Below are 22,712 nucleotides of genomic sequence, written 5' to 3' on the forward strand. Positions count from 1 at the left end.
GCGACTACTTGCGGGTCGGTCGGAACACAGCGCTGCGAGATCCAGAGCGCCGCCAGGAGTACCCCCGCGTGAGATCCCGAATTGCCATGAAATTCGCAGGCATCAGCGTGGGAGTGGCCGCCGCGCTCGCCCTCACCGCGTGCGGCGCCTCGAAGGACTCCGACAAACCGAACATCGTCGCATCGACGAATGTGTGGGGCGGCATCGCCGCGACCATCGCGGGGCCGGACGCCACCGTGACGTCCATCGTCAGCGATCCGTCGGCTGATCCGCACTCCCACGAGACCTCCGCGGTGGAGTCCGCCGAGATCAGCGATGCCGACCTGGTCGTCTACAACGGCGGCGGCTACGACGAATTCATCGAGAAAGCCGTCTCAGGCAAGGACAAGCGCACCGTCGATGCCTTCGAATCCCGCACCGACAAGAGCGACGAGAACGAGCACGTCTTCTACGACCTGAGCACCGTCGGCACGGTCGCCGACCGGATCGCCGCAGCACTCGGTGAGATCGACGCGGCACACGCCGCCGCCTACACCGACCGCGCCGCGGCGTTCAAGAGCCGGTTGGGCGCGATCACCGCGATCACCACCAAGATCGCCGCCGAGCATCCGAAAACGCCGGTGCTGCAGACCGAACCGCTCGCGCACTACCTGCTCGTCGCCGCGGGCACCGAGGATCTGACCCCGCACGAGTTCCAGGAGGCGATCGAGCAGGAGACCGACCCGGCTCCCGCCGCTGTCGCCGCGACCCAGGATCTGCTGACCGGCAAGAAGGTCCGCGCCCTGGTCTACAACGTGCAGACCCAGGACAAGATCACCAAGAATCTGCGCTCGTTGGCGGACTCGGCGAGCCTCGCCGTCGTCGAGGTGACCGAAACTCTGCCCGAGGGCGTGGATTACATTCAGTGGCAGACCAATAACGCCCAGGCGCTAGCCGCGGCGCTGAGATGATGTCGCCGGGGGCTGAGCTGATGCGGCCAGGGAACGTACCGATATCGCCGAGAACCATGCTGCTGCGGCCGGTGGCCGAACCCGCGCCACCGGGGCCGAGCCTGATGCGGGCGGAGATGTGCCGAGATGAGTGAGGGAACCGCGCTGACCGAACATGCCGAACCGGTCGAACGGCAGCTGCCATCGCGGATGGGCAGCGATGAGGCCGCTGTCCATCTCGACGCCGCTCGGATGTCGTTCGGCGACCGTACGCTCTGGCAGGGACTGGATCTCGACGTTCGGCAAGGCGAATTCGTCGCGGTGCTCGGGCCGAACGGATCCGGCAAGACCTCGTTGCTGAAGGTGCTGCTCGGACAGCTCGCCCTCAGCTCGGGAACCGCCGAAATCGCCGGCGCGCCCGCCCGCGCGGGCAATCCCGACATCGGCTATGTGCCGCAACAGAAGACCATCGACGCAGGCGTGCAACTCCGCGGCGTAGACCTGGTCGGACTCGGTGTCGACGGGCACCGCTGGGGCCTGGGGCTGCGCGGGCGCGCGGAACGCAAGCGCAAGGTCGCGGCCGCTATCGCCGACGTCGGCGCGGAGAAATTCGCCTACGCGCCACTGGAATCCATGTCCGGTGGCGAACAACAACGGCTGCGGGTCGCGCAGGCGCTGGTCGGCGATCCCAAGGTGCTGCTCTGTGACGAGCCGTTGCTCAGCCTGGACCTGGCCAATCAGCGGCTGGTATCCGAGCTGATCGATCGGCGCAGGCGTACCCACGACACCGCGGTGCTGTTCGTGACGCACGAGATCAATCCGATTCTGCCGCTGGTGGATCGGGTGCTGTACCTGGTGGACGGGAAGTTCCGGATCGGAACGCCGGACGAGGTGATGACTTCGGCGGTCCTGTCGGAGCTGTATCGGACCGAGGTCGATGTGCTGCGGGTACGCGGCAGGCTCGTCGTGGTCGGCACCGGAGACACCATGGACGCGCTCGGCGCGGCAGGCGCCCAGCATTGCCACGGCACCGTGCCTGCCGAGACGGAGTCGCGGCCTTCCGCGACCGAGACCGAGCCGAGCGGGGTTCGTTCGTGATCGAGAAACTCTCGGGTGTGGTGTCGAAGATGTTCGACTTCTCCACCACCGTCAACCTGCTGTCCTACTCCTTCGTCCAGCAGGCGGTGCTGGCCGCGGCCCTGCTCGGGCTGCTCGCGGGCGCCATCGGCCCGCTGATCATCAGCAGGCAGATGTCCTTCGCGGTGCACGGCACCAGCGAGCTGTCGCTGACCGGCGCGGCCGCCGCCTTGCTTGCCGGGATCGGGGTCGGCCTCGGCGCGATCGTCGGCTCCGTGGTGGCCGCGGTGCTGTTCGGTGTGCTCGGAACCAAAGCCCGGGAACGCGATTCGGTGATCGCGGTGGTGCTGTCGTTCGGGCTCGGGCTCTCGGTGCTTTTCCTCTGGCTCGGTCCCGAACGCGCCGGATCGAAGTTCTCGCTGCTGACCGGTCAGGTGGTCAGCGTCGGCTACAGCGGCCTCGCGCTGCTGGCGACCTGCACGGTGCTGGTGCTCGCCGTGCTCGCGGTGGTCTATCGGCCGCTGCTGTTCGCCAGCTCCGATCCGGAGGTGGCGCTGGCCCGCGGCGTACCGGTACGGGCGCTGTCGGTGGTGTTCGCCGTCATGCTCGGCATCACGGCCGCGTTCGGCGTACAGATCGTCGGGGCCCTGCTGGTGCTCGCGCTGCTGATCACCCCGGCAGCGGCGGCGGCCCAGCTGACCGCGAATCCGGTGCGCGCCACCGTGCTTGCCGTGGTGTTCGCCGAGATCGCCGCTGTCGGCGGCATTCTGCTATCGCTCGCGCCCGGCGTTCCGGTGTCGACGTTCGTCACGACGATCTCGTTCCTGATCTACCTGATCTGCCGCGTGGTCGGGCCGCGGCGGCGCCGGGTCGCCCGGATCGCCTGAGCCGACCGAGTGCCGGATTCGCGGCCGCTCACCTCACACGTCGGACCGCTCGACCCAATAGTGGTGCAAGCACGTTGCCGGAACCGTCGAAGGTGTGGGCATCGATGAGGTGCAGTGCCGGAGCGGACTCGGGGAAGATCGGCGTTCCCGCGCCGAGCGGTGCGGCACCGAGCATCGTGCAGTTCGTCGATCGGATTCTCGACACATCTGACGAACTCCGATTCGCGCAAGTCTGCGCGAGCGACATCTCCAACGGCTGAGGGCGGGTGCCTTCAGTAGTGCTGCGGAGGTTTCGTATGCTCGACGGACGCACCCCCGAACGAATGGTGACCAACGATGATCGACTTCACGATTCCCGCCGAACTCGCCGCCGAACGCGACCGGGTACGCCAGTTCGTCATCGACAAGATCGTCCCCTTCGAGCGCGACCCGCGGCTGACCTCGCACGGCCCGACCGATGAGCTCCGGCAGGAACTCGTCGAGCTGGCCCGCGCCGAGAAGCTGCTGACCGTCCAGGCCCCGGAGTCCCTCGGCGGGCGCGGGCTCACGCACATCGAGCAGGCCGTGATCTATGAGGCCGCGGGCTGGTCCACCCTCGGCCCGGTCGCCATGAACTGCGCCGCGCCCGACGAGGGCAATATGTTCCTGCTTTCCAAGATCGCCAACCCCGAGCAGGTCGAACGTCACCTCGCCCCCGCGGTCGCCGGCCACCAGCGCACCGTCTTCGCGATGACCGAGCCGGACGGCGCCGGCTCGGACCCTGGCCAGCTGGCCACTACCGCGACCTTCGACGGCGAAAACTTCATCATCAACGGCCGCAAGTGGCTGATCACCGGCGCCGACGGCGCGAAGACCTGGATCATCATGGCCAAGGTCGCACCGAACCCGCACATGCCGGAAGGCCCGACGCTGTTCCTGACCGATGGCGACCAGCCCGGCATCGTCATCGAACGCACCATGAACACGATGGACCGCAACTACGTCGGCGGCCACGGCGTCGTCCGCTTCGACAACCTCACCCTGCCCGTGTCCGCGCTGCTCGGCGAGACCGGCCAGGCACTGCGCTACGCCCAGCTGCGGCTGGCCCCCGCCCGGCTCACCCACTGCATGCGCTGGCTCGGCGCGGCCGAGCGGGCACAGAGCATCGCGGTCGGCTACGCCAAGACCCGCACCGCATTCGGCAAGCCGATCGGCGACCACCAAGGCGTGTCGTTCATGTTGGCGGACAACGAGATCGCACTGCACCAGTGCCGCCTGACCATCTGGCACGCCTGCTGGCTGATGGACCAGGGCGAGAAGGCGCGGCACGAAAGCTCCATCGCCAAAGCCTTCGTCTCCGAAGAACTCTTCAAGGTCGCCGACCGCTGCGTGCAGGTGCTCGGCGGCATCGGCATCAGCGACGAAACCGTAGTCGAAATGATCTTCCGCGACATGCGCGCCTTCCGCCTCTACGACGGCCCCACCGAGGTCCACAAGTACGCCATCGGCCGCAAGGTCTTGCGCAGCAACTGAGCCCCGAACTAGGCGAAATCTCGAGCATCGCGACTGACGCGCCCACTGGGCACGATGACACCTTCCGAGCGAAGCGAGATCGAGCACTAGAGTTCGCGGCCCGTCTCGCTTCCGAGCGGCCGAAGCGCACGCGACGAAGTCGCAAGTCTCGGCCGCTCGGAAGCGAGACCAAGGGGGCCGCGAACACGCAGCGCCGCAGGCGCTGCAAATCAAACTCCATTACCATCCAGTGGCATGAGTCCGGAACTGCTCGTCGATGTCTCTGCGGGCATCGCCGTGCTCACGCTCAATCGTCCCGCTCAGCAGAACGCCGTCACACCGGCGATGGCTGCCGAACTCAGTGCCGCGCTGGCGCGCTGCGACGCCGAGGATGCGATTCGCGCGGTCGTCGTGACCGGCACGCCGCCCGCGTTCTGCGCGGGCGCTGACCTGTCCAATCGGGTGGGTGATGTCAGCGCGACCATCGACCCGCCACCGTGGCGGGTGCGTAAACCGGTGATCGCCGCGGTGAACGGCCACGCGGTCGGTATCGGGCTCGCGCTGGCTCTCCAGTGCGATCTGCGGTACATGGCACGGGATGCGGTGTACGGGCTCAACCAGGTGCGACGCGGCGTCCTCGCCGACGGCTACGCGCACTGGACGCTGCCGCGGCTGGTGGGTATGGCCAATGCCGCGGACATCATGCTGACCGGCCGGACCTTCGACGGCGACGAGGCCAAGGCGATGGGCCTCGCCAACGGCTGCCTGCCCGCGGGCGAGGTGGTGCCGACCGCGCTGGCGATCGCGCACGACATCGCGAACGGTTCGGCGCCGCTGCCGGTCGCGCTTTCGAAGCGACTGCTGTGGGAGGGGCTCGGAATGAGCCCGACCGTGGTCGGCCAACTCGAGGGTGACCTGAACGAGCACGTCGCCAAGAGCATCGATGGCGGCGAGGCGATGGCGGCCTTCCGCGATCGCAGACAGCCCCATTGGACCGGCAGCATCAGCGAGGAATGGCCCGCGTGGGACAGCAAAGGCGAATCCGAGCGCCCGAGCCTCGATTGACGCCTACGCGTTGCCGTTGATCATGACCAACAGGAAGAGCACGGCCCAGCAGACCATCAGGATCGTGCCGACGATGCCGAGGATGTACCCGACCATCACCTGAACACGGCCACCGAAGGCGCCGCCGGATTCCTCGATCTGGTCGAGGGCGCGCTTGCCGAGAGCCCAGGCCACCGGCCCGAGCAGACCACAGCAGATCAGACTGGCCGCGCCCAGGAACAACACAGCCGTCGCGTTCGGATGTTCGACCGGCTGGCCGATGGGCTGGTTGGGTATCACCACCGCCCGAATTCTACGGGGCGAGAGTCACTTTGCCGCCCAATGGCGTGCCCGAGTTTGTCGGCCTGTGTCGAGTCGTCGCTCAGGCGCGGCGCTGACGGGCGATCTCGGAGAGCACCACACCCGCCGCGACCGAGGCGTTCAGCGATTCCACGGGGCCCGCCATCGGGATGCCGAGGACCGAGTCGCAGGTCTCGCGAACCAGCCGCGACAGGCCCTTGCCTTCCGAGCCGACCACGATGACAGTCGGCTCGCGACCGTCGAAGTCGTCGAGGGTGGTGTCGCCGCCCGCGTCGAGACCGACGATCTGGCAGCCCTGGGCGGCCCAATCCTTCAGTGTGCGAGTCAGGTTCGTGGCCCGGGCGACCGGGAGCCTGGCCGCGGCGCCCGCACTGGTGCGCCAGGCCACCGCCGAGACACTCGCGCTGCGGCGCTGTGGGATCAGCACGCCCTGCCCGCCGAACGCCGCCACCGAGCGGATCACGGCGCCCAGGTTGCGCGGATCGGAGATATTGTCCAGCGCCACCAGCAGGGCGGGCTCGGCCGAATCCCGCACCTTGGCAATCAGATCGTCCGGGTGCGCATACCGGTACGGCGGCACCTGCAACCCGACGCCCTGATGCAAACCGTTGGCGCTCAGCCGATCCAGATCGGTACGCGGCACCTCGAGGATGGAGATGCCCGCGTCGGCGGCGATCTTCACGCTCTCGGTCAGCCGCTCGTCGTTCTCGGTGCCGACCGCGACGTACAGCGCCGTCGCGGGAACACCGGCACGCAGGCATTCGACGACCGGATTGCGGCCGAGCACCATCTCCGGCGCGTCGTCGTTCTTGCGGCCTGCCGCGCGTCCTGCCGCACCGCGTGGACCGGGACGACCCTTTGCCTCGGCCTTCGCCTTGGCGGCGGCCCGCTTGGCCGCGGGATGCTTGGTGCGCTCGACGGCGGGCGGCGTCGCACCGCGCCCCTCGAGGCCGCGACGGCGTTGCCCGCCAGAGCCGACGACCGCGCCCTTCTTGGTGCCGCCCTTACGAATTGCGCCTCGACGCTGTGAATTGCCTGCCATCAGTTCGCCTTTCCACTTTGCACCGCGCCAGGCGATGATGTTGTAGCGGCCAGCGACCATTCCGGACCGTCAGGGGTGTCTGTCACTTCGATGCCTGCGGCCTGCAACCGGTCCCGCGCGGCATCGGCGCTCGGCCAATCCTTGTCGGCGCGCGCCTGCTGGCGGCGCTCGAGCTCCGCACGCACCAGCACGTCGAGCGCACCGAGGGCGACCGAGTTGTCCTCGGGGGTGTACCAATGCGGATCGAGCGGGTCGACTCCGAGAATGCCGAGCATGGCGCGCAGTTGTCCGGCCAGATCTCGGGCGGTGTCGATCGAGCCCGCTTCCAGCGCCTTGTTGCCCTCGTGGACCACGGAGTGGATCTCGGCCAGCGCCTTCGGCACGGCGAGGTCGTCATCGATGGCGGCGGCGAACGCGTCGGTCCACTTCCCGACCGGGATGTCATCCACCCGCTCCACGACCCGATGAATGAAGGCCTCGATGCGTTGATAGGACTGCGCGGCGTCGTGCAGCGCCTTGTCCGAGTACTCCAGCATCGAACGGTAGTGCGCGCTGCCGAGGTAGAACCGGAGTTCCACGGCCCGAACCTGTTTGAGCACATTGGGCACGGAAAGCACATTGCCGAGCGACTTGGACATCTTCTCGCCGCCCATGGTCACCCAGCCGTTGTGCAGCCAGTAGCGCGCGAAGCCGTCACCGGCGGCCTTGGACTGGGCGATCTCGTTCTCGTGGTGTGGGAACACCAGATCCATACCGCCGCAATGGATATCGAATTCGGGGCCGAGATAGAACTCGGCCATCGCGGAGCATTCCAGATGCCAGCCGGGGCGGCCGGGCCCCCACGGCGACGGCCAGGACGGCTCGCCGGGCTTCGCGGCCTTCCACAACGTGAAGTCGCGGGCGTCGCGCTTGCCGTGGCCGAGACTCTCGCCCTGGTGCACATCGTCGATTCGGTGGCCCGACAGCTTGCCGTAGTCCGGATAGCTGAGTACGTCGAAGTAGACGTTGCCCTCCGAGGCGTAGGCGTGCCCGCGCTCGATCAGCCGCTGCATGAGGTCGGCCATCTGCGTGATGTGACCGGTCGCCCGCGGTTCCGCCGACGGCGGCAGCACGCCGAGCAGGCAGTAGGCGCGATCGAAGGCCCGCTCATAGGTCGAGGCCCATTCCCACCACGGCCGGTCGGCCTGGGCGGCTTTGGTCAGGATCTTGTCCTCGATGTCGGTGACATTCCGGATGAACCAGACGTCGTAGTCGTGTGCGAGCAGCCAGCGCCGCAGCACATCGAACGCGACTCCGCTGCGCACATGACCGATGTGCGGTTCACCCTGAACGGTGGCGCCACAGAGATACACCGAAGCACGGCCGGGGACCAAGGGCGCGAAATCGCGCACGGTCCGCGTGTCGGTGTCAAAGAGGCGCAGCGTCACGACCGTCGATACTAGCTGGTGTACCTGCGGGTTCACGGCCCGGCTCGGGGTGTGACCGGCCGGATGCTATACCCGCGCCTCCAGCAACGCGGTAGCCACTGCCGCGACACCCTCCCCGCGACCAGTGAGACCCAGTCCGTCCGTGGTTGTTCCGGAGACCGAAACCGGTGCGTCGAGGAGTTCGCCGAGCACCTGTTGCGCCTCGGCGCGGCGCGGACCGATCTTGGGTCGATTGCCGATGACCTGCACCGCCGCATTGACGATGCCGAAGCCCGCTTCGTCGATCAACCTGCGCACTTCCTCGAGCATCGCCGCGCCGGAAACGCCTTCCCACTCGGGCCTTCCGGTGCCGAACACCGCTCCCACGTCGCCGAGTCCGGCCGCCGAGAGCAGCGCGTCGCACAGTGCGTGCGCCGCGACATCGCCGTCGGAGTGCCCCGCGCAGCCGTCGTCGCCGCCGAAGAACAATCCGGCCATCCAGCAGGGGCGACCCGGCTCGACGGGGTGCACATCGCTGCCGATGCCGACCCGCATGCTCACGATGTCCTCGCGTCCATGCGGTCGAGCACCGCCTGCGCGAGCAGGAGATCGAGCGGAGTGGTGATCTTGAAAGCCAAGGGGTCTCCGGGAATCGTGCGCACGTGGGTGCCGAGTAGCTCGACGAGCCCGGCGTCGTCGGTGGCCTGGACATCGGTCGCGTAGGCCGCGCGCAACAGATCGGCGGCGAAGCCCTGCGGGGTCTGGATGGCGCGTAGGCCCGCACGGTCGGGGGTGCCGATCACTGCGCCGTGCGAATCGACGGACTTGATGGTGTCGACAACGGGCAGCGCGGGGACTACCGCGCGGTGGCCCGCGCGCAACTCGGCGGCGACCCGCGCGATCAGCTCGGGCGGTGTCAGGGCTCGGGCGGCGTCGTGCACGAGGAAATAGGAGGCGTCCGGCGCTGCGCCGATGCCGGCGCGCACCGAGTCGGTGCGCTCGGCGCCGCCGACGACCACCTGCACCGAGTCCGTGACAGGCAGTAGGGCGACGGCGCTCTCCACGAATTCGGCGGGGACCATGACCACGACTCGGTCGACCGCCCCGGAGGCGATCAGGCCATCTACGGCCAGTCGGACCATAGGTGTGCCGCCGACCGCGACGAACGCTTTGGGCGTGTTTTCACCCAAACGAACGCCGCGGCCGGCGGCAGGTACCAACGCAACGACGCAGCCGCCGTTGTGTACAACATTCACGGTCAGGAAGCCGCTGCGAGAACCTCATCGAGCAGCGTCTCAGCCTTGCCGTCATCGGTGCCCTCGGCAAGCGCGAGTTCACCGACAAGGATCTGACGGGCCTTGGCAAGCATCCGCTTCTCGCCCGCGGACAGACCGCGGTCCTGCTCACGACGCCACAGGTCGCGGACGACCTCGGCAACCTTGTTCACATCGCCGGAGGCGAGCTTCTCCAGGTTGGCCTTGTAACGACGAGACCAGTTAGTCGGTTCTTCGGTGTGCGGCGCCCGCAGCACCTGGAAGACTCGATCGAGACCCTCCTGGCCGACTACGTCACGCACGCCGACATACTCGGCGTTCTCTGCGGGAACGCGCACAGTCAGGTCACCTTGGGCGACCTTCAGGACCAGATACTCTTTTTGCTCACCCTTGATGGTGCGAGTCTCGATTGCTTCGATCAGCGCCGCTCCGTGGTGGGGGTAAACGACGGTGTCTCCGACCTTAAAAATCATGTGTCCCGTGCCCCTTTCGATGTTCACAGTTTAACATGCGACTCGGTAACGGCGCGATCAACTGTGCAGGTCAGGGCCACAACGAGCGCATTGCGGGGGTTGACAGAACCCACCTGGTGTGCATTACGTTGTGCCAGAACGAGTTAACGACCGGCGCGATTACCACATCGGCCGATCGACGCGAGCGGCAGTACCCCTGCAACCCCGCGACATTCGACCGAACTGTTACCAACCACCCGCGAGTCGCGAGCCCCCGCGCCCGCTCGGTTGAGCCAACTACTACGCTCCCTAGTTACTACTCTCCCTAGCGGAGTGTGCCCGGTCGACATGGAGGGACAACCCGTGACTGCCCTGAAAGCTGTGACCGCCTCGAAGGGGGCGCGACGTCGCATGGTGACGGTTGCCGCACTCGCCGCCGGAGCGGCGCTCGCACTGTCCGGCTGCGGTGCAGGCCAGATCTCACAGACCGCGACGCAGGTCGCCGCCGTGAACGGCAACAGCGCCGACATCAACAAGATCTCGCTGCGCAACGTGCACATCGTCTACCCCGGCGAGGGCTACAACAATGCGCAGGGCGGCAAGGCGCTCATCGCGCTGTCGATCATCAACAACAGCGAGTCGGTTCCGGACGAGCTCACCAGCATCACCACCGACCTCGGCCCCGTGAAGATCACCGGGCCCGCGGGTGACGCGAAGTTCGAGATCGCGCCACAGCAGACCGTTGTCGCGGGAGCATCCGCCGGGCACGGCGCGGCCAAGCCCGATGCCCATGACGCGACGCCGACGACCGGGCACGGTGCGCCCGCCGCAGGCGACAAGCCGTCCCAGGACCCGGCCGCCAAGCCCGCGACCATCGAGATCAGCGGCCTGACCAGGGACATCACCCCCGGCCTCACCTACGCCGTCAAGTTCAATTTCAAGCAGGGCGGCACCATTCAGGTCCAGGTGCCCGTCGACGCCGGCGCCGGAACCGAGCGGCACGAGTCCGACAAGTCCGGCGCGGCCGAGCCCGCCAAGGGCGGCCACTGAGCTGGTTGTGACCCGCCTTCGCGCGGGATGAACACGGCTGTCGCGCATGGCGCGGCAGCCGTTTTCTTTTCCGTCCAGCCCGGTTGTCGGACGCGGTACGTAAGGTGCGCCTGTGGCAAAGACCAAGTCGATCTTCCAGTGCTCGGCCTGTAGGCACGAGGTCGCCAAGTGGGTGGGCAAGTGCCCGGAATGCGGCGCGTGGGGCACGGTGAACGAGGTAGCCGGGTCGGCGGGCGGTGCGGGCGCACCCGCGGGGCGGCGGGCGATGCTGCCGAGCACCGCGGCGGCGCCGATCTCGCAGATCGATTCGAAGGTGACACAGGCCAGGCCGACCGGCGTCTCGGAGCTCGATCGGGTGCTCGGCGGCGGCATCGTCCCGGGATCGGTCGTGCTGCTGTCCGGCGAGCCGGGAGTCGGCAAGTCCACGCTGCTGCTCGAGGTCGCCCATCGGTGGGCGAATCAGCGCGACGAGAAGTCGTTGTATGTCACCGCGGAGGAGTCGGCCGGTCAGGTCCGGCTGCGCGCCGACCGCACCGGCGCGGTGCACGAGCGGGTGTACCTCGCGGCGGAGTCGGATCTTTCGGTGGTGCTCGGGCATGTCGAGCAGGTGCGTCCTTCGCTGCTCGTCGTCGACTCGGTGCAGACCATGCTCGCTCCCGATGTGGACGGGACCATCGGCGGCGTCACCCAGGTGCGCGCGGTGGCCGCGGCGCTGACCTCGCTGGCCAAGGCGAGCGGGATCGCGGTGCTACTCGTCGGGCATGTCACCAAGGACGGCAACATCGCGGGCCCGCGCACCCTGGAACACCTGGTGGATGTCGTCCTCCAGTTCGAGGGCGACAAGAACTCCACGCTGCGCATGGTGCGCGGCATCAAGAACCGCTTCGGCGGCGCCGACGAGGTCGGCTGCTTCGAACTGCACGACGACGGCATCGCCTGCGTCACCGACCCGTCCGGGCTATTTCTGCACCACCGCACCGATTCGGTCCCCGGCACCGCGGTCACCGTGGCCATGGACGGCAAACGACCGCTGGTCGCCGAGGTCCAAGGGCTGACGGTGAACACCGAGATTCCCCAGCCACGCCGGGCGGTCAGCGGCCTCGACTACAACCGGGTAGCGATGGTCCTTGCTGTACTGCAGAGCCGCGGCCGGGTCTTCCTCGGCAAACACGACGTCTACGCCGCGACGGTCGGCGGCATGCGACTGCTGGAGCCCGCCGCGGACCTGGCCATCGCGCTGGCCATCGCCAGCGCCGAATCCGACATCGCACTGCCGCCCGGCTGGGTGATTCTCGGCGAGGTCGGCCTGGCCGGCGAAGTGCGCAAGGTAACCGGAATCGCGCGCAGACTGGCCGAAGCCGAACGCCTCGGCTTCACCACAGCTCTGGTGCCACCCGGAGTGGAGCGGTCCAAGAGCGGTATGAAAGTCCACGAAGTCACCGACCTGAAATCGGCCATCCGCCTCGCAAGCCTCCGCAAACCCCGCAAGGCCCCCGCGGAGAAAGCAGCTGACTTCTAGCAAGCGCATCCCACACACTCGCGGCATCACCACCGACGCCCACTCGCTACAACGCCGACACCGAGCAGAACGAACTCGAGCCCCAAAGTGCCCGGCCCGGCTCATGCCGGAGCACCCAAAGCACATCCGCCGAAGCCGCAAGCTCAGCCACCGACACGCACTCGGCACGATGATGTCTTCCGAGCGCAGCGAGACCCAGCACCAGCGTTCACGGCCCATCGCGCCTCCACAACAGCCGAGACGCGTCCACCGAAGCCGCAAGCTCAGCCACCAACGCCCCCACTCGGCACGATGACACCTTCCGAGCGAAGCGAGACCGAGCCCTAGAGTTCGCGGCCCGTCTCGCTTCCGAGCCGTCGAAGCGCACGCGCCGAAGGCGCAAGTCTCGACGGCTCGGAAGCGAGACCAAGGGGGCCGCGAACACGCGGCGCCGCAGGCGCTGCCAAAAAACACAACTCAAGCGATGTTGAAAGGCTCTACCGAGCTACGTACCGAACCAAGTTGCGCGACAACCGCATACGCGCCCGCGGGCACCGGCACGCGATCGCCCGCACAGTTGGGCTGTGACGTCGAGCCCGACCAGGTGACAGTAAAGGCCGCCTGTTCGCCGCGGTTCAATGTCCGCAGGTCGGGCTGGCCATCCGGGTAACAGTCGGTGCTCGACCACAGCCTGCGCTGGCCGTCGAGGCTGAGCACGGAAACCTGCTGGAGACCCGAGCCGACATCGCGTGAGCACGGCGCCGTCGAGATATTGGTGATCACGATGCCGAACACCGGAGTCTCACCGATCTTGTAGGTGGGCTGCTCCACCGTCACCCGCACGGCGAGCGATTGATCCGGGCACTGGCCCTGCGCCACCGGGTTGTTGCCGCTCGGCGTCGCGGGCGCACTGACGGAGGGCTTCGGCGCACTCGATTCCGCGCCGGCCGACGGCTTGGCCGACGAGCCTTCGGCAGCTTTGGTCACCGACGACGAGCTCGCCGCGGCCTTGACGCTGCCGGGGGAATCACCGCCACGCGCGAACATCACCACCAGCCAGATCACCAGCGCGAGCGCTACGACCAGGACTCCGATGGCGAGAACGCGGCGACGCCAATAGATCTCCGGAGGCAGCGGTCCATTCGGTTCCAGCACGCCTCAACGGTAAGGGCACGATCGGGCCCAGCGACTCAGGGCTCCGGCGTGTCGGGGCGGAAAAGGCGAACGTGGCGACCGAATTCGGCCCCGCACGCTGGGGAAACGCTCCGGTTATCGATTCAGGCGAGCTCGCCGATGTTGCCGACGACACGCTGCAGCTCGACCCGGCCGTCGGCCAGCTTGTAGGTGACACAGGCGATAGCGCACTCGCCGGTGGCCACCCGCTGCGAAATGATCATCGAGCGCTGCATGAGGAGCCTGCTGGTTTCCACCACGTGCCTGGCCTCCATCTCGTCGACGGTGGACAGACCCTCCCTGCGACCGATCAGAATCGATGGCGTGACCCGCTCGACCACGCTGCGAATGAAACCGCCCGGCACCTCGCCGCCGTCCAGCGCGTCGATGGTGGCCTTCACCGCGCCGCAGCTGTCGTGTCCGAGCACCACGATGAGCGGCACGTTCAGCACCTGCACGCCGTACTCGATCGACCCGAGCACCGAACTGTCGACCACATGGCCCGCGGTGCGCACCACGAACATGTCGCCGAGGCCCTGGTCGAAGATGAGCTCGGCCGCGACGCGAGAGTCTCCGCAACCGAACAGGATTGCGGACGGGTGCTGGCCACTGACGAGCTTGGCTCGGTCCACGGCACCCTGGCTAGGATGCAGCAGACTGCCGTTGACGAAGCGCTCGTTGCCCTCGCGGAGGGATTTCCAGGCACTGACCGGGTTGGAATCAGGCATACCGACCATTGTGCACATCAAATTGGTTACCAGCGAGTTCGTTTCGTTACAGGTTGGCAAATATCGACTGGCCGAAACACGCGAGGAACGGTGAGGGCGGTGCCGAAGAGCGGCGCAGCGCACAAGGGTGCGGGCGTATCGAGCACGACCAACTCGGTGCACAAGAGCATCGACGCTGGGGTGTTGCTGGATTGGTATGAACGCACCGCGCGGGATCTGCCGTGGCGGCGGGCCGAGGTGACGGCGTGGCAGATTCTGATGAGCGAGATCATGCTGCAGCAGACGCCGGTGGTACGAGTCGAGCCGATCTGGCGTGAGTGGGTTGCCCGCTGGCCGGTGCCCTCGGCGATGGCCGCCTCGTCGCAGGCCGAGGTGCTGCGCGCGTGGGGCAAGCTCGGATATCCGCGCCGCGCGCTACGGCTGCACGAATGCGCGCGGGTGCTCGCCGAGCAGTACGGCGACGAGGTGCCCGCCGAGGTCGACCTGCTGCTCGGGCTGCCCGGGATCGGCGCGTACACCGCGCGCGCGGTGGCCTGCTTCGCCTACGGTCAGCGAGTTCCGGTGGTGGACACCAACGTTCGCCGGGTCGTGGCCCGTGCGGTGCACGGCCGCGCGGAGGCGGGCAACCCGTCGTCGCGCGATCTGCCCGAGACCGAGGCGCTGCTACCGCGGCAGATCGATCGGGCCGCGGTATTTTCCGCGGCGCTGATGGAACTCGGTGCGACGGTGTGCACCGCGCGAACCCCCGACTGCGATCGCTGCCCGCTGCCGCGGTGCGCGTGGGTGGCCGCGGGCAGGCCGGCGTCGGAGGTCGTCCGGCGCACCCAGAAGTACGAAGGCACCGACCGGCAGGCTCGGGGCAGGCTGCTCGATGTGCTGCGCGATGCCACCGGACCGGTGGAACGGGTGCGCCTCGACCTGGCCTGGACTCGCGATCCGGGCCAACGCGACCGCGCCTTGGATTCGCTGCTCATCGACGGACTGATCGAGCAGACCGCCGAGGGCCTGTTCGCGCTCGCGGGCGAGGGCGGCCAACCGGTCGGCTGACGGCTACTCGCCCAGGACCCGGCGCAGGAACACCTCGACCTCGGCGCGGTACCGCTCGGGCTGGTCGTCGTGCACGAGATGGCCGGAGTTCGGGATCTTCACATACACGGCGTCGGGGTGTACGACGGCCATCTGCCGCATCTGCCCCTCCGGCGTAATGGTGAATTCACCCTCGATCAGCAGCGCGGGCACCGTGACTTCCTTCCACTGCGCCCAGAAATCGCGGGTACCCCACTCCTCGGAAATATCACGGAAGGTCGAGACCGAACCGTGCAGCCGATAGCCGTCCGCCCCGCGCTCGAACGAATTCAGGAAATACCGCCCAGCGACCGGACCGAAAAAGTCCAGCACCGCATCCTCATCCGGAAACGGCGGCCACGCCTCGATCATCGCCGCCCAATCCTGAGCCGTCCGTCCGGTGAAATCCGGTGCGATGTCCTCGACAACCAGCGCACGCACCCGATCGGGATAGTCCGCGGCAAACACCCACCCGTGCAGCCCGCCCATCGAATGCCCGATCACAACCATGGGCTCGGAGATCTGCGCCGTAGCCGCCGCCAGATCTTCGATGAACGCCTCAGTAGTGAGTTCAACGGGCGCTGGTCGACCGTGCCCAGCAGCATCGAAGGTAAAAACATGCCCGAACCCGCGCAGCCAATCCAGCTGATCTCCCCAGGTGCGAGCACTGCCCATCAACCCGTGCAACAGCAGGATCGGTACCCGTGCCCCACCTTCGTCATGCAACACTCTGCTGATTGTGCAGCGCGTGTGTCCTCGTGTCTCCACGGCCCCCTGATGGCTTGCGCGTGATGACCGATCGATCGGCAAACGTATTGTCGAACCCATGCCAGTTGTGAAGATCAATGCAATCGAGGTTCCTGCAGGCGCGGGTCCCGAGTTGGAAAAGCGGTTCGCCCACCGCGCGCACGCGGTCGAGGGCTCGCCGGGATTCCTCGGCTTCCAATTGTTGCGCCCCGTCGCCGGCGAGAATCGCTACTTCGTTGTCACCCAGTGGGATTCGGAGGAATCCTTCGCGGCGTGGCGGGACGGGCCCGCGCGCGAAGCGCACGCGGGCGAGCGGCAGAAGCCGGTTTCCACGGGTGCGTCGCTGTTGGAATTCGAGGTCGTGCTCGACGTCGCCGCGAAACCCGCCTCCTGAGGCGAGACCGGCGCACCCGGCCGGGTGAATCGCCCACCGTTGCGTCGGTAACCCGGCGACCGTATTGACGCCGGGTGCTCGCAGGTGTCACAGTTCGAGGAGATAAACGCGATGGTGATGCGGTAATTCCGGTGCGAATCCGGAGCGGTCGCGCCACTGTGTTCCATGCATCGAGGGGTCGTTTTCGAGTCCTGGTGCCGGAAAGCCAGACGCCGGCACCATCGCACCGACCACTCGACGGGACGCGCATCCCTAGGAGGATTCGAATGGCCATCGCGCATTCACCGAGCCGGGCAACCGATTCACTCGCAACACTGCTCATCGCAGTGGGCGTCGTTCTTCTCGCACTTCTCACGCTGTACCTGGTCGGCTTCGATCAGGGGGCCATCTCGCGTAGCGGGATGTTCATGCACGAGCTGATGCACGACGGACGTCACCTACTCGGTGTCCCATGCCACTGAATTCACCTGCTTCGCCGACTCTGTCGGCTGCCGTCCCCCTGCTCGGCTCGCTGAAAACCCTACTGATACGTGGCCTTCTGGCCGGCCTCATCGCCGGCCTGCTGGCCGGTACGGTGGGCTACTTCGTCGGCGAGCCCAAGGTGGACGCCGCCATTGCCATCGAAGAGGCCAATTCCGCTGCGGAAGCGGCGCATGCCGAGTCGACCGCAGGACATTCGCACGGCGACGAGGAAGAACCGCTGGTGAGCCGGACCGGGCAGAAAGCGGGTCAATTCCTCGCGCTCGGGCTCGCCGGAATGGCGTTCGGCGCCATCTTCGCCGCGGCCGCGCATTTCGCACGTCGGTACACCACACTGTCGGGCCCCAAGCTCGCGATCGGCCTCGCTGTCGGCGGCTGGGCGGCGATCGTGGCCGTGCCGTTCTTCAAATACCCCGCGAACCCACCCGCGGTGGGTGATCCGGAAACGATCAACGACCGCACCTGGCTGTGGGTGGCGGCGGTGCTGCTCGGCCTCGCGGCGGTCGGCATCGGCGTGTTCGTCTACAAAGCCCTTGCGGCACAGCTCGAGACGTTCCGGCTGATCGCCGGTGTCGGGGCCTTCGTGCTGATCGCGGCGGTCGGCTACATCCTGCTGCCCGGCGTGAACGAAGTGAAGGCCGATTTCCCCGCGACCCTGCTGTGGCAGTTCCGGGCGGCCTCGCTGGCCGAATCGGCCACGTTGTGGGCGTGCCTCGGCTTGGGCTTCGCGGCACTCACCGAATTCGCCACGCGTCCTAGCACTCCGGTACGAGAGCAGGTCGCTACCGCGGGCTGATCCGCGCTTCGGAATGTCGAAGGCAGTGTTGGTCTTATGACCGGCACTGCCTTTTCCGTTTGGCCAGCACCCTTGCGCGCCGAGCATCCCGCGCGCCCACCGCGCGCTGTTTCGGTGGCATTCACCGGCCTCGTCGCCGCACTGCTCTGCGGCGTCGGCGAGGCCATCACCTATGTCGCGGTGCGGGTCGACAGCCCGAACGCCGATGTGGGTTCCCTCACCACCGGCCTAGCTGTGCGGGGCGTCATCTACCTGATGGTTCTCGCCGTCGCCATCCGGATGGCGCACGGCGCCCGCTGGGCCCGTGCCGTCCTGACCATCGGCATCGGGATAGTCGGGCTCGCCTCGCTGATCATCGAGCCCGCTGCCGCCACGTTGTCCGCAAAAGAAATCGGCGATCTCTTCGACGATCTCGGCCCGGCGGCGGTGTTCACCGGGATCTTCCGGACCGGACACATTCTCGCCGTCCTGGTCGCGATCCCCGCGATGTACCACCCCACCGCCCGTCGCTACTTTCGCGCGGCCCGGCCGTCCTGGTGAACACTCGGTTCCTCGCACCTCGGCCGATCGGCCGGTAGGCGCGAGGAACCGGGAAATCACCTTGCTTACGCGAGCGCGGCGTCCAGCGTGATGTTGTCGACGCCTGCCAGTGCCTTGCTGACCGGGCAGCCCGCCTTCGCGGCGGCAGCCGCGGCGGCGAAACCATCGGCGTCGAGCCCGGCGACCCTGCCGCGGACGGTCAGCTTGATGCCGCTGATGCGGAATCCGCCGTCCGGGTCAGGGCCGAGGGTGACGTCGGCGGTGACATCCAAGCTCTCCGGCGTGCCGCCCGCATTGGCGATCTGCGCCGAGAGGGCCATCGCGAAGCATGAGGAGTGCGCCGCCGCGATCAGTTCCTCCGGGCTGGTGGTGCCGTCGGCATCGTCGGCGGCACGCTTGGGAAACGACACGTCGTACTTGCCAACGCCGGAGCTGGCCAGCTCGACCTGTCCCGAACCCTCCTGCAGAGAGCCGGTCCAAGCGGTGCGCGCGGTACGTGTGGGCATCACGGTCCTTTCGATGTTGTTACGTGAAACACACCGAACCTACGCTGGTCCGCCTCTCCGCGTATTCAGGGCTCATCCGCCTCCCCGCGAATCCAGGCCGAACTCAGGTGCCGCGAGGATGGCGTTGGCGCCCGGCGGTGAGTGAGTTGCTCCGTTGGCCCGTGCCCGGTGAATTACTCATGTGCTCGCGAAATCAGTTGTCACCTGGGGTGAAGGAACTAGTCCGGGTTGGTGACGCGGGCGAGGACGATGCCGCCGAGGATCAGGGATAGGGAGAGGAGTCTGCCCGCGCTGAGCGGGTCCTTGTTGACGATGATGCCGAGGCCGATCGCGCCGACGGCGCCGATGCCGGTGAAGATCGCGTAGGCGGTGCCGACGGGGAGGGTCTGCATGGCTCGGGACAGCAGGTAGACCGCCACGGATCCCAGGATGAAGCAGATGACCGTGGGGACGAGGCGGGTGAAGTTCTCGGTGGGTTTGATGCTCTGCGACCAGATGATCTCCACCACGCCGGCCACGCCGAGAACGAGCCAGTTCATCAGTACTCCTTCGCGAGGTTGCGGGCGGTGTCGATGGCGGCGGCGTAGGACGCGTCGTGCTCGCCGCGCCGTGTCGCCATCAGTGGGTCCTGACGGGAGTTGGCCAGTTCGACGTTGACGAAGACGTTGTCGTGCACCGCAAAGTGGCCTGCGAAGAAGTCGCGCAGAAAGCGCTCCTGGTAGTCGAAAGCGGCCTTGGGAGCGCCCGGCGAGTAGGCGCCGCCGCGGGCGGTAGTTACGACGAATCGCCTGTGTCCCAACGACATTCGCGGAAAGGTGATCTGATCGAGCCACGCCTTGAGCGAGGCGGGGATCGAGTAGTTGTACATCGGGGTGCCGATCAGAATCACATCGGCGGCCAATAGCTCTGCCAGCAACGGGGCCACGATCGCCCAGGCTTCGACCTGGGCCGGGGTGCGGACCAGTTCCGGGAGCCGATCCAGGTCGGTGCTGTCGAGGGCGAGCACCGCGTCGCACAACTCGGTCCAGGCCTCACCGATGAACGGCACCGGATTCGCCGCCAGATCCCGGTAGAGGTAGCCACCTTCGGGGTTTTCGGCGCGCCAGGCATCGGCGAAGGCGGCGCTCACCTCGCGGCTGATCGATGTACGGCGGGCACTCGCGTCGAGGTGCAGCAGTGTGCTCATTGTCAGGCCTCCAATTAACTGGACATTATGTCCGCTTTATGTCGAGAAGGACATTAGCGCTAAGTGGACATCTTGTCCACTTGTTCCCGAGTCGACTACAGTCGGAGACATGGACCCCCGATCCGACCTGCTCACCGGCGTTTCGTCGAGTGCGACGCCACCGGAAGCGATCGCGCCCGCGCCCGCCGAGCGCACCGACGCGGCACGCAATCGCGCCAAGGTCCTCGCCGCCGCCGCCGAACTGTTCGCCACCCGCGATCCGCGCACCGTGACGATGGACGACATCGCCAAGACGGCAGGCGTCGGCCGCGGCACGCTCTACCGCCGATATCCGGACAAGAATTCGATCGCCGTCGCGCTATTGGACGAGCACGAGCGCGCGCTGCAGGAGAAGTTGCTGCGCGGCGATCCGCCGCTCGGGCCGGGCGCACCGCCGGACGAGCGGCTCGCGGCTTTCTACACGGCCATGGTCGAATTGCTCGAAGCACATGCGCATTTGGTGCTCGGCGCCGAGAGCGGCGGGGCGCGGTTCCGCACCGGCGCATACGGGTTCTGGTATCTGCATGTGCGGTCGCTGCTTGTCGCCGGGGGCGTCGCAGATCCCGACGCACTTGTTGATCCGCTGCTCGCGCCATTGGCCGCCGAGGTTTTTCAGCATCAACGTGAACGCGGCTCGAGCGCGGCACACATTGCCCAGGCGCTGAGCAAGCTCGCTCATCTCGTCATCGGCTCGGCCACGAGTTGATCGGAATTTCGCCCCCTCTGCCCGGCAAGCGCGAACATGCCGAAACCGCTGACGAACTGTTGTCCGCCAACGGTTTCGAGGTATTCGGAATTCCTCCGACAATCAGACCATGTCGCGCCGGTGCACCAACAACAATGTGCTCGCGATGAACACGACCATATAGCCGACGAGCGCGATCAACGACTCGGTTCGCGACAGAATATCGAGCACACCCGGCGTCGCCGGGCCATGCACCGTGCGCATCGCACCGGCCATCGATCCTGCCGCCGTGCCGGGCAGATGATCGGTGATCGCCGTGATCGGCTCGAATATTCCGGCGACACCGCGCAGCAAATTCTCCACAACCAGCACCCAGACCAGACCGAGACCTACGGCGAGCGCAGGACCACGGGCGATTGCGCCGATCAGCGCGCCTGCCAGCGTCCACATTCCGAGAATCGCTGCCCCGGTGATGATTCCGTTCACAGCCTGACCGAAACCTGGCAGCGCGAGCGACTGTGACTGCGAGAGCGCGATGACCGACGCGACACCGATATCCGCCGCGAAAGCGACGCAGACCAGCGCCACAACCACGAACGCCAGGCTCACCACCGCACCGCCGAGCGAGGTGATCCGCGACGGCCCCTGGGTGAACACTGTCTTCCAGGTGCCCCAGCCATATCCGCTGCCGATGGTCAAGGCGCCGAGGATGAGCATCAACGCGCCGCCGAACATGGCCATGCCCTGCGTGAAGACTTCCGGGACGGCGGCGGGCAGCATTTGCTGCAGCAGTATCTCTTTGGGCTGCCCAGTCGACATACGCGACGATTCACCCGAGCCGTAGGCGAGGTAGTTGAACACGTACGAAAACGTGAGATTCAACAGAATCCAAGTGCCGAGAATGATCCAGAACGCGGGCCACTTCCGCAGCCGGAGCAGCTCCGCGCTGGTGCTCGCCAGCAGATCTTTCCTTGCCTGCCCATTCATTTCGCCGCCTCCAGCTGGGTCATTTCGAAGAAGACTTCTTCGAGGGATCGTTCGTCGATTCGCAGTTCCAGCAGATCCGCGCCTGCCTCGATCACCGCGCGGGCGACGGCGGGGGCAGTTTCGGCACCGGTTTCGATCCGAATACCGCCCGCCGTCAACAGCGCCGAGCGATCACCGACCACCTGCCGCACCGCGGGGAAGGCCAGCTCGAGCGGCTCGGCGCGCACCAATAGTGAAGAGGCGCCACGCAATTCGGCCACCGTCGATTCCACGAGCAAGGTGCCGCCGGAGATGACGCCGACGCGGTCGCAGATCTCCTGCACCTCACTGAGCATGTGACTCGATAGCAGCACCGTGTGCCCGTCACCGGCGAGAGTGGTGATCAGCTCCCGCATTTCGGCCATGCCCTGCGGGTCGAGCCCGTTCGTCGGCTCGTCGAGGATCAGCAGATCGGGACGGCCGAGCAGGGCCGCGCCGACGCCGAGGCGCTGCTTCATACCGAGGGAATAGGTGCGGAACTTATCGGCGGCGCGGCCTGCGAGTCCGACCCGGTCGAGCGCCTCCTCGACAGCGGCACGGTCGAGGCCCCGGTATTTCGCGAGCACCCGCAGGTTGTCGCGGCCGGACAGGTAGGGATAGAAGCCGGGGCCCTCGATGAGGACGCCGATGCGGCGGACCACCGCCGGGTCACCCGGCGTACGGCCGAGCACGGTCGCGGTGCCGCCGCTCGGGCGGATCAGGCCGACCAGCATGCGCAAGGTGGTCGTCTTGCCCGCGCCGTTCGGGCCGAGGAATCCGTAGATCTCACCGGCCCCGACACTCATGCTCACGCGGTCGACGGCGGTGTGGGCGCCATAGCGTTTGGTCAGCCCTGCGGTGACCACGATGGAATCTGTCATGCACCGAGAATCCGCC

General features: G+C 67.1%; 28 protein-coding genes and 1 riboswitch. Of the genes, 14 read left to right on the forward strand and 14 right to left on the reverse strand.

All coding sequences use genetic code 11. The features are described from left to right. The first annotated feature begins 86 nt into the window (after positions 1 to 86). From ACFU4Z_RS29000 to ACFU4Z_RS29025, 6 genes are all read left to right on the forward strand, one after another. Positions 87 to 950, forward strand: a complete 864-nt coding sequence (locus ACFU4Z_RS29000) for a metal ABC transporter solute-binding protein, Zn/Mn family (RefSeq protein ID WP_379069287.1) — start codon at positions 87 to 89, stop codon at positions 948 to 950. A gap of 189 nt (positions 951 to 1,139) precedes the next feature. Further along, complete coding sequence (locus ACFU4Z_RS29005) at positions 1,140 to 2,027, forward strand: metal ABC transporter ATP-binding protein (protein ID WP_379069290.1); 888 nt, start codon at positions 1,140 to 1,142, stop codon at positions 2,025 to 2,027. A 29-nt stretch (positions 2,028 to 2,056) separates the two neighbouring features. Next, positions 2,057 to 2,893, forward strand: a complete 837-nt coding sequence (locus ACFU4Z_RS29010) for a metal ABC transporter permease (RefSeq protein ID WP_379069293.1) — start codon at positions 2,057 to 2,059, stop codon at positions 2,891 to 2,893. Positions 2,894 to 2,997: 104 nt separating this feature from the next. Beyond that, positions 2,998 to 3,153, forward strand: coding sequence for a hypothetical protein (locus ACFU4Z_RS29015; RefSeq protein WP_379069009.1), 156 nt, complete (start codon positions 2,998 to 3,000; stop codon positions 3,151 to 3,153). A 76-nt stretch (positions 3,154 to 3,229) separates the two neighbouring features. Continuing rightward, entirely contained in the window at positions 3,230 to 4,405 is a 1,176-nt protein-coding gene (locus ACFU4Z_RS29020; protein WP_379069012.1) for an acyl-CoA dehydrogenase family protein, read from the forward strand. 234 nt (positions 4,406 to 4,639) lie between these two features. Beyond that, complete coding sequence (locus tag ACFU4Z_RS29025) at positions 4,640 to 5,449, forward strand: enoyl-CoA hydratase/isomerase family protein (RefSeq protein ID WP_379069015.1); 810 nt, start codon at positions 4,640 to 4,642, stop codon at positions 5,447 to 5,449. Between the two features lie 3 nt (positions 5,450 to 5,452). Here ACFU4Z_RS29025 and ACFU4Z_RS29030 read toward each other — a convergent pair whose 3' ends face one another. The 6 genes from ACFU4Z_RS29030 to carD form a co-directional block, all read right to left on the reverse strand. Then, complete coding sequence (locus tag ACFU4Z_RS29030) at positions 5,453 to 5,731, reverse strand: DUF4190 domain-containing protein (RefSeq protein ID WP_379069018.1); 279 nt, start codon at positions 5,729 to 5,731, stop codon at positions 5,453 to 5,455. Positions 5,732 to 5,810: 79 nt separating this feature from the next. Continuing rightward, on the reverse strand, positions 5,811 to 6,791 hold the full coding sequence (rlmB, locus tag ACFU4Z_RS29035) for a 23S rRNA (guanosine(2251)-2'-O)-methyltransferase RlmB (protein ID WP_379069021.1): 981 nt from the start codon (positions 6,789 to 6,791) through the stop codon (positions 5,811 to 5,813). Next, a complete protein-coding gene (gene cysS, locus ACFU4Z_RS29040) occupies positions 6,791 to 8,218 on the reverse strand; it encodes a cysteine--tRNA ligase (RefSeq protein WP_379069024.1) in 1,428 nt (475 codons plus the stop codon). Before cysS ends, rlmB begins: the two co-directional genes overlap by 1 nt. A 66-nt stretch (positions 8,219 to 8,284) precedes the next feature. Further along, positions 8,285 to 8,752 (reverse strand): 2-C-methyl-D-erythritol 2,4-cyclodiphosphate synthase, encoded by a 468-nt coding sequence (ispF, locus tag ACFU4Z_RS29045; RefSeq protein ID WP_379069296.1) that lies wholly within the window; start codon positions 8,750 to 8,752, stop codon positions 8,285 to 8,287. 2 nt (positions 8,753 to 8,754) lie between these two features. Continuing rightward, positions 8,755 to 9,453 carry a 2-C-methyl-D-erythritol 4-phosphate cytidylyltransferase gene (gene ispD, locus ACFU4Z_RS29050; protein WP_379069027.1) on the reverse strand — a complete coding sequence of 233 codons (699 nt, stop codon included), beginning with the start codon at positions 9,451 to 9,453 and terminating at the stop codon, positions 8,755 to 8,757. Between the two features lie 2 nt (positions 9,454 to 9,455). Next, positions 9,456 to 9,944 carry an RNA polymerase-binding transcription factor CarD gene (gene carD / locus ACFU4Z_RS29055; RefSeq protein ID WP_011206964.1) on the reverse strand — a complete coding sequence of 163 codons (489 nt, stop codon included), beginning with the start codon at positions 9,942 to 9,944 and terminating at the stop codon, positions 9,456 to 9,458. A gap of 360 nt (positions 9,945 to 10,304) precedes the next feature. On the opposite strand from carD, the gene ACFU4Z_RS29060 reads away from it, so the two are divergent. Both ACFU4Z_RS29060 and radA read left to right on the forward strand, forming a co-directional pair. Further along, on the forward strand, positions 10,305 to 10,973 hold the full coding sequence (locus ACFU4Z_RS29060) for a hypothetical protein (RefSeq protein WP_379069029.1): 669 nt from the start codon (positions 10,305 to 10,307) through the stop codon (positions 10,971 to 10,973). 112 nt (positions 10,974 to 11,085) lie between these two features. Then, complete coding sequence (gene radA, locus ACFU4Z_RS29065) at positions 11,086 to 12,492, forward strand: DNA repair protein RadA (protein ID WP_379069032.1); 1,407 nt, start codon at positions 11,086 to 11,088, stop codon at positions 12,490 to 12,492. A 456-nt stretch (positions 12,493 to 12,948) separates the two neighbouring features. Here the strand turns inward: radA and ACFU4Z_RS29070 are convergent, their stop codons facing one another. Beyond that, entirely contained in the window at positions 12,949 to 13,626 is a 678-nt protein-coding gene (locus tag ACFU4Z_RS29070) for a hypothetical protein (protein ID WP_379069035.1), read from the reverse strand. Positions 13,627 to 13,748: 122 nt separating this feature from the next. Beyond that, on the reverse strand, positions 13,749 to 14,372 hold the full coding sequence (locus tag ACFU4Z_RS29075; protein ID WP_379069038.1) for a carbonic anhydrase: 624 nt from the start codon (positions 14,370 to 14,372) through the stop codon (positions 13,749 to 13,751). Between the two features lie 156 nt (positions 14,373 to 14,528). On the opposite strand from ACFU4Z_RS29075, the gene ACFU4Z_RS29080 reads away from it, so the two are divergent. Next, positions 14,529 to 15,419, forward strand: coding sequence for an A/G-specific adenine glycosylase (locus ACFU4Z_RS29080; protein ID WP_379069299.1), 891 nt, complete (start codon positions 14,529 to 14,531; stop codon positions 15,417 to 15,419). Positions 15,420 to 15,422: 3 nt separating this feature from the next. On the opposite strand, the gene ACFU4Z_RS29085 is transcribed toward ACFU4Z_RS29080, so the two are convergent. Further along, positions 15,423 to 16,166, reverse strand: coding sequence for an alpha/beta fold hydrolase (locus ACFU4Z_RS29085; protein ID WP_379069041.1), 744 nt, complete (start codon positions 16,164 to 16,166; stop codon positions 15,423 to 15,425). A gap of 97 nt (positions 16,167 to 16,263) precedes the next feature. Here ACFU4Z_RS29085 and mhuD point away from each other — a divergent pair, with 97 nt between their 5' ends. The 4 genes from mhuD (at position 16,264) to ACFU4Z_RS29105 (ending at position 18,394) form a co-directional block, all read left to right on the forward strand. Next, entirely contained in the window at positions 16,264 to 16,578 is a 315-nt protein-coding gene (mhuD, locus tag ACFU4Z_RS29090; protein ID WP_379069044.1) for a mycobilin-forming heme oxygenase MhuD, read from the forward strand. Between the two features lie 67 nt (positions 16,579 to 16,645). After that, positions 16,646 to 16,814, forward strand: a riboswitch (cobalamin riboswitch). Between the two features lie 30 nt (positions 16,815 to 16,844). Next, a complete protein-coding gene (locus tag ACFU4Z_RS29095; protein ID WP_328408545.1) occupies positions 16,845 to 17,039 on the forward strand; it encodes a CbtB-domain containing protein in 195 nt (64 codons plus the stop codon). Further along, on the forward strand, positions 17,030 to 17,854 hold the full coding sequence (locus ACFU4Z_RS29100; RefSeq protein ID WP_379069047.1) for a CbtA family protein: 825 nt from the start codon (positions 17,030 to 17,032) through the stop codon (positions 17,852 to 17,854). Before ACFU4Z_RS29095 ends, ACFU4Z_RS29100 begins: the two co-directional genes overlap by 10 nt. 36 nt (positions 17,855 to 17,890) lie before the next feature. Next, a complete protein-coding gene (locus ACFU4Z_RS29105; RefSeq protein ID WP_379069050.1) occupies positions 17,891 to 18,394 on the forward strand; it encodes a hypothetical protein in 504 nt (167 codons plus the stop codon). A 65-nt stretch (positions 18,395 to 18,459) separates the two neighbouring features. Here ACFU4Z_RS29105 and ACFU4Z_RS29110 read toward each other — a convergent pair whose 3' ends face one another. The 3 genes from ACFU4Z_RS29110 to ACFU4Z_RS29120 all read right to left on the reverse strand — a co-directional run bounded on the left by ACFU4Z_RS29110 (position 18,460) and on the right by ACFU4Z_RS29120 (position 20,086). Beyond that, on the reverse strand, positions 18,460 to 18,900 hold the full coding sequence (locus tag ACFU4Z_RS29110) for an OsmC family peroxiredoxin (RefSeq protein ID WP_379069053.1): 441 nt from the start codon (positions 18,898 to 18,900) through the stop codon (positions 18,460 to 18,462). A gap of 218 nt (positions 18,901 to 19,118) precedes the next feature. Next, positions 19,119 to 19,439 carry a DMT family transporter gene (locus ACFU4Z_RS29115; RefSeq protein ID WP_379069056.1) on the reverse strand — a complete coding sequence of 107 codons (321 nt, stop codon included), beginning with the start codon at positions 19,437 to 19,439 and terminating at the stop codon, positions 19,119 to 19,121. Next, positions 19,439 to 20,086 carry an FMN-dependent NADH-azoreductase gene (locus ACFU4Z_RS29120; protein ID WP_379069059.1) on the reverse strand — a complete coding sequence of 216 codons (648 nt, stop codon included), beginning with the start codon at positions 20,084 to 20,086 and terminating at the stop codon, positions 19,439 to 19,441. Before ACFU4Z_RS29120 ends, ACFU4Z_RS29115 begins: the two co-directional genes overlap by 1 nt. A gap of 109 nt (positions 20,087 to 20,195) precedes the next feature. Between ACFU4Z_RS29120 and ACFU4Z_RS29125 the strand changes: the two genes are divergently transcribed. Then, entirely contained in the window at positions 20,196 to 20,831 is a 636-nt protein-coding gene (locus ACFU4Z_RS29125) for a TetR/AcrR family transcriptional regulator (protein WP_379069062.1), read from the forward strand. Positions 20,832 to 20,933: 102 nt separating this feature from the next. Here the strand turns inward: ACFU4Z_RS29125 and ACFU4Z_RS29130 are convergent, their stop codons facing one another. After that, a complete protein-coding gene (locus ACFU4Z_RS29130) occupies positions 20,934 to 21,797 on the reverse strand; it encodes an ABC transporter permease (protein ID WP_379069065.1) in 864 nt (287 codons plus the stop codon). After that, complete coding sequence (locus ACFU4Z_RS29135) at positions 21,794 to 22,696, reverse strand: ABC transporter ATP-binding protein (RefSeq protein WP_379069068.1); 903 nt, start codon at positions 22,694 to 22,696, stop codon at positions 21,794 to 21,796. Before ACFU4Z_RS29135 ends, ACFU4Z_RS29130 begins: the two co-directional genes overlap by 4 nt. Positions 22,697 to 22,712 lie beyond the last annotated feature (16 nt).

It is taken from the genome of Nocardia sp. NPDC057440 (assembly GCF_042802915.1).
Classification (GTDB): domain Bacteria; phylum Actinomycetota; class Actinomycetes; order Mycobacteriales; family Mycobacteriaceae; genus Nocardia.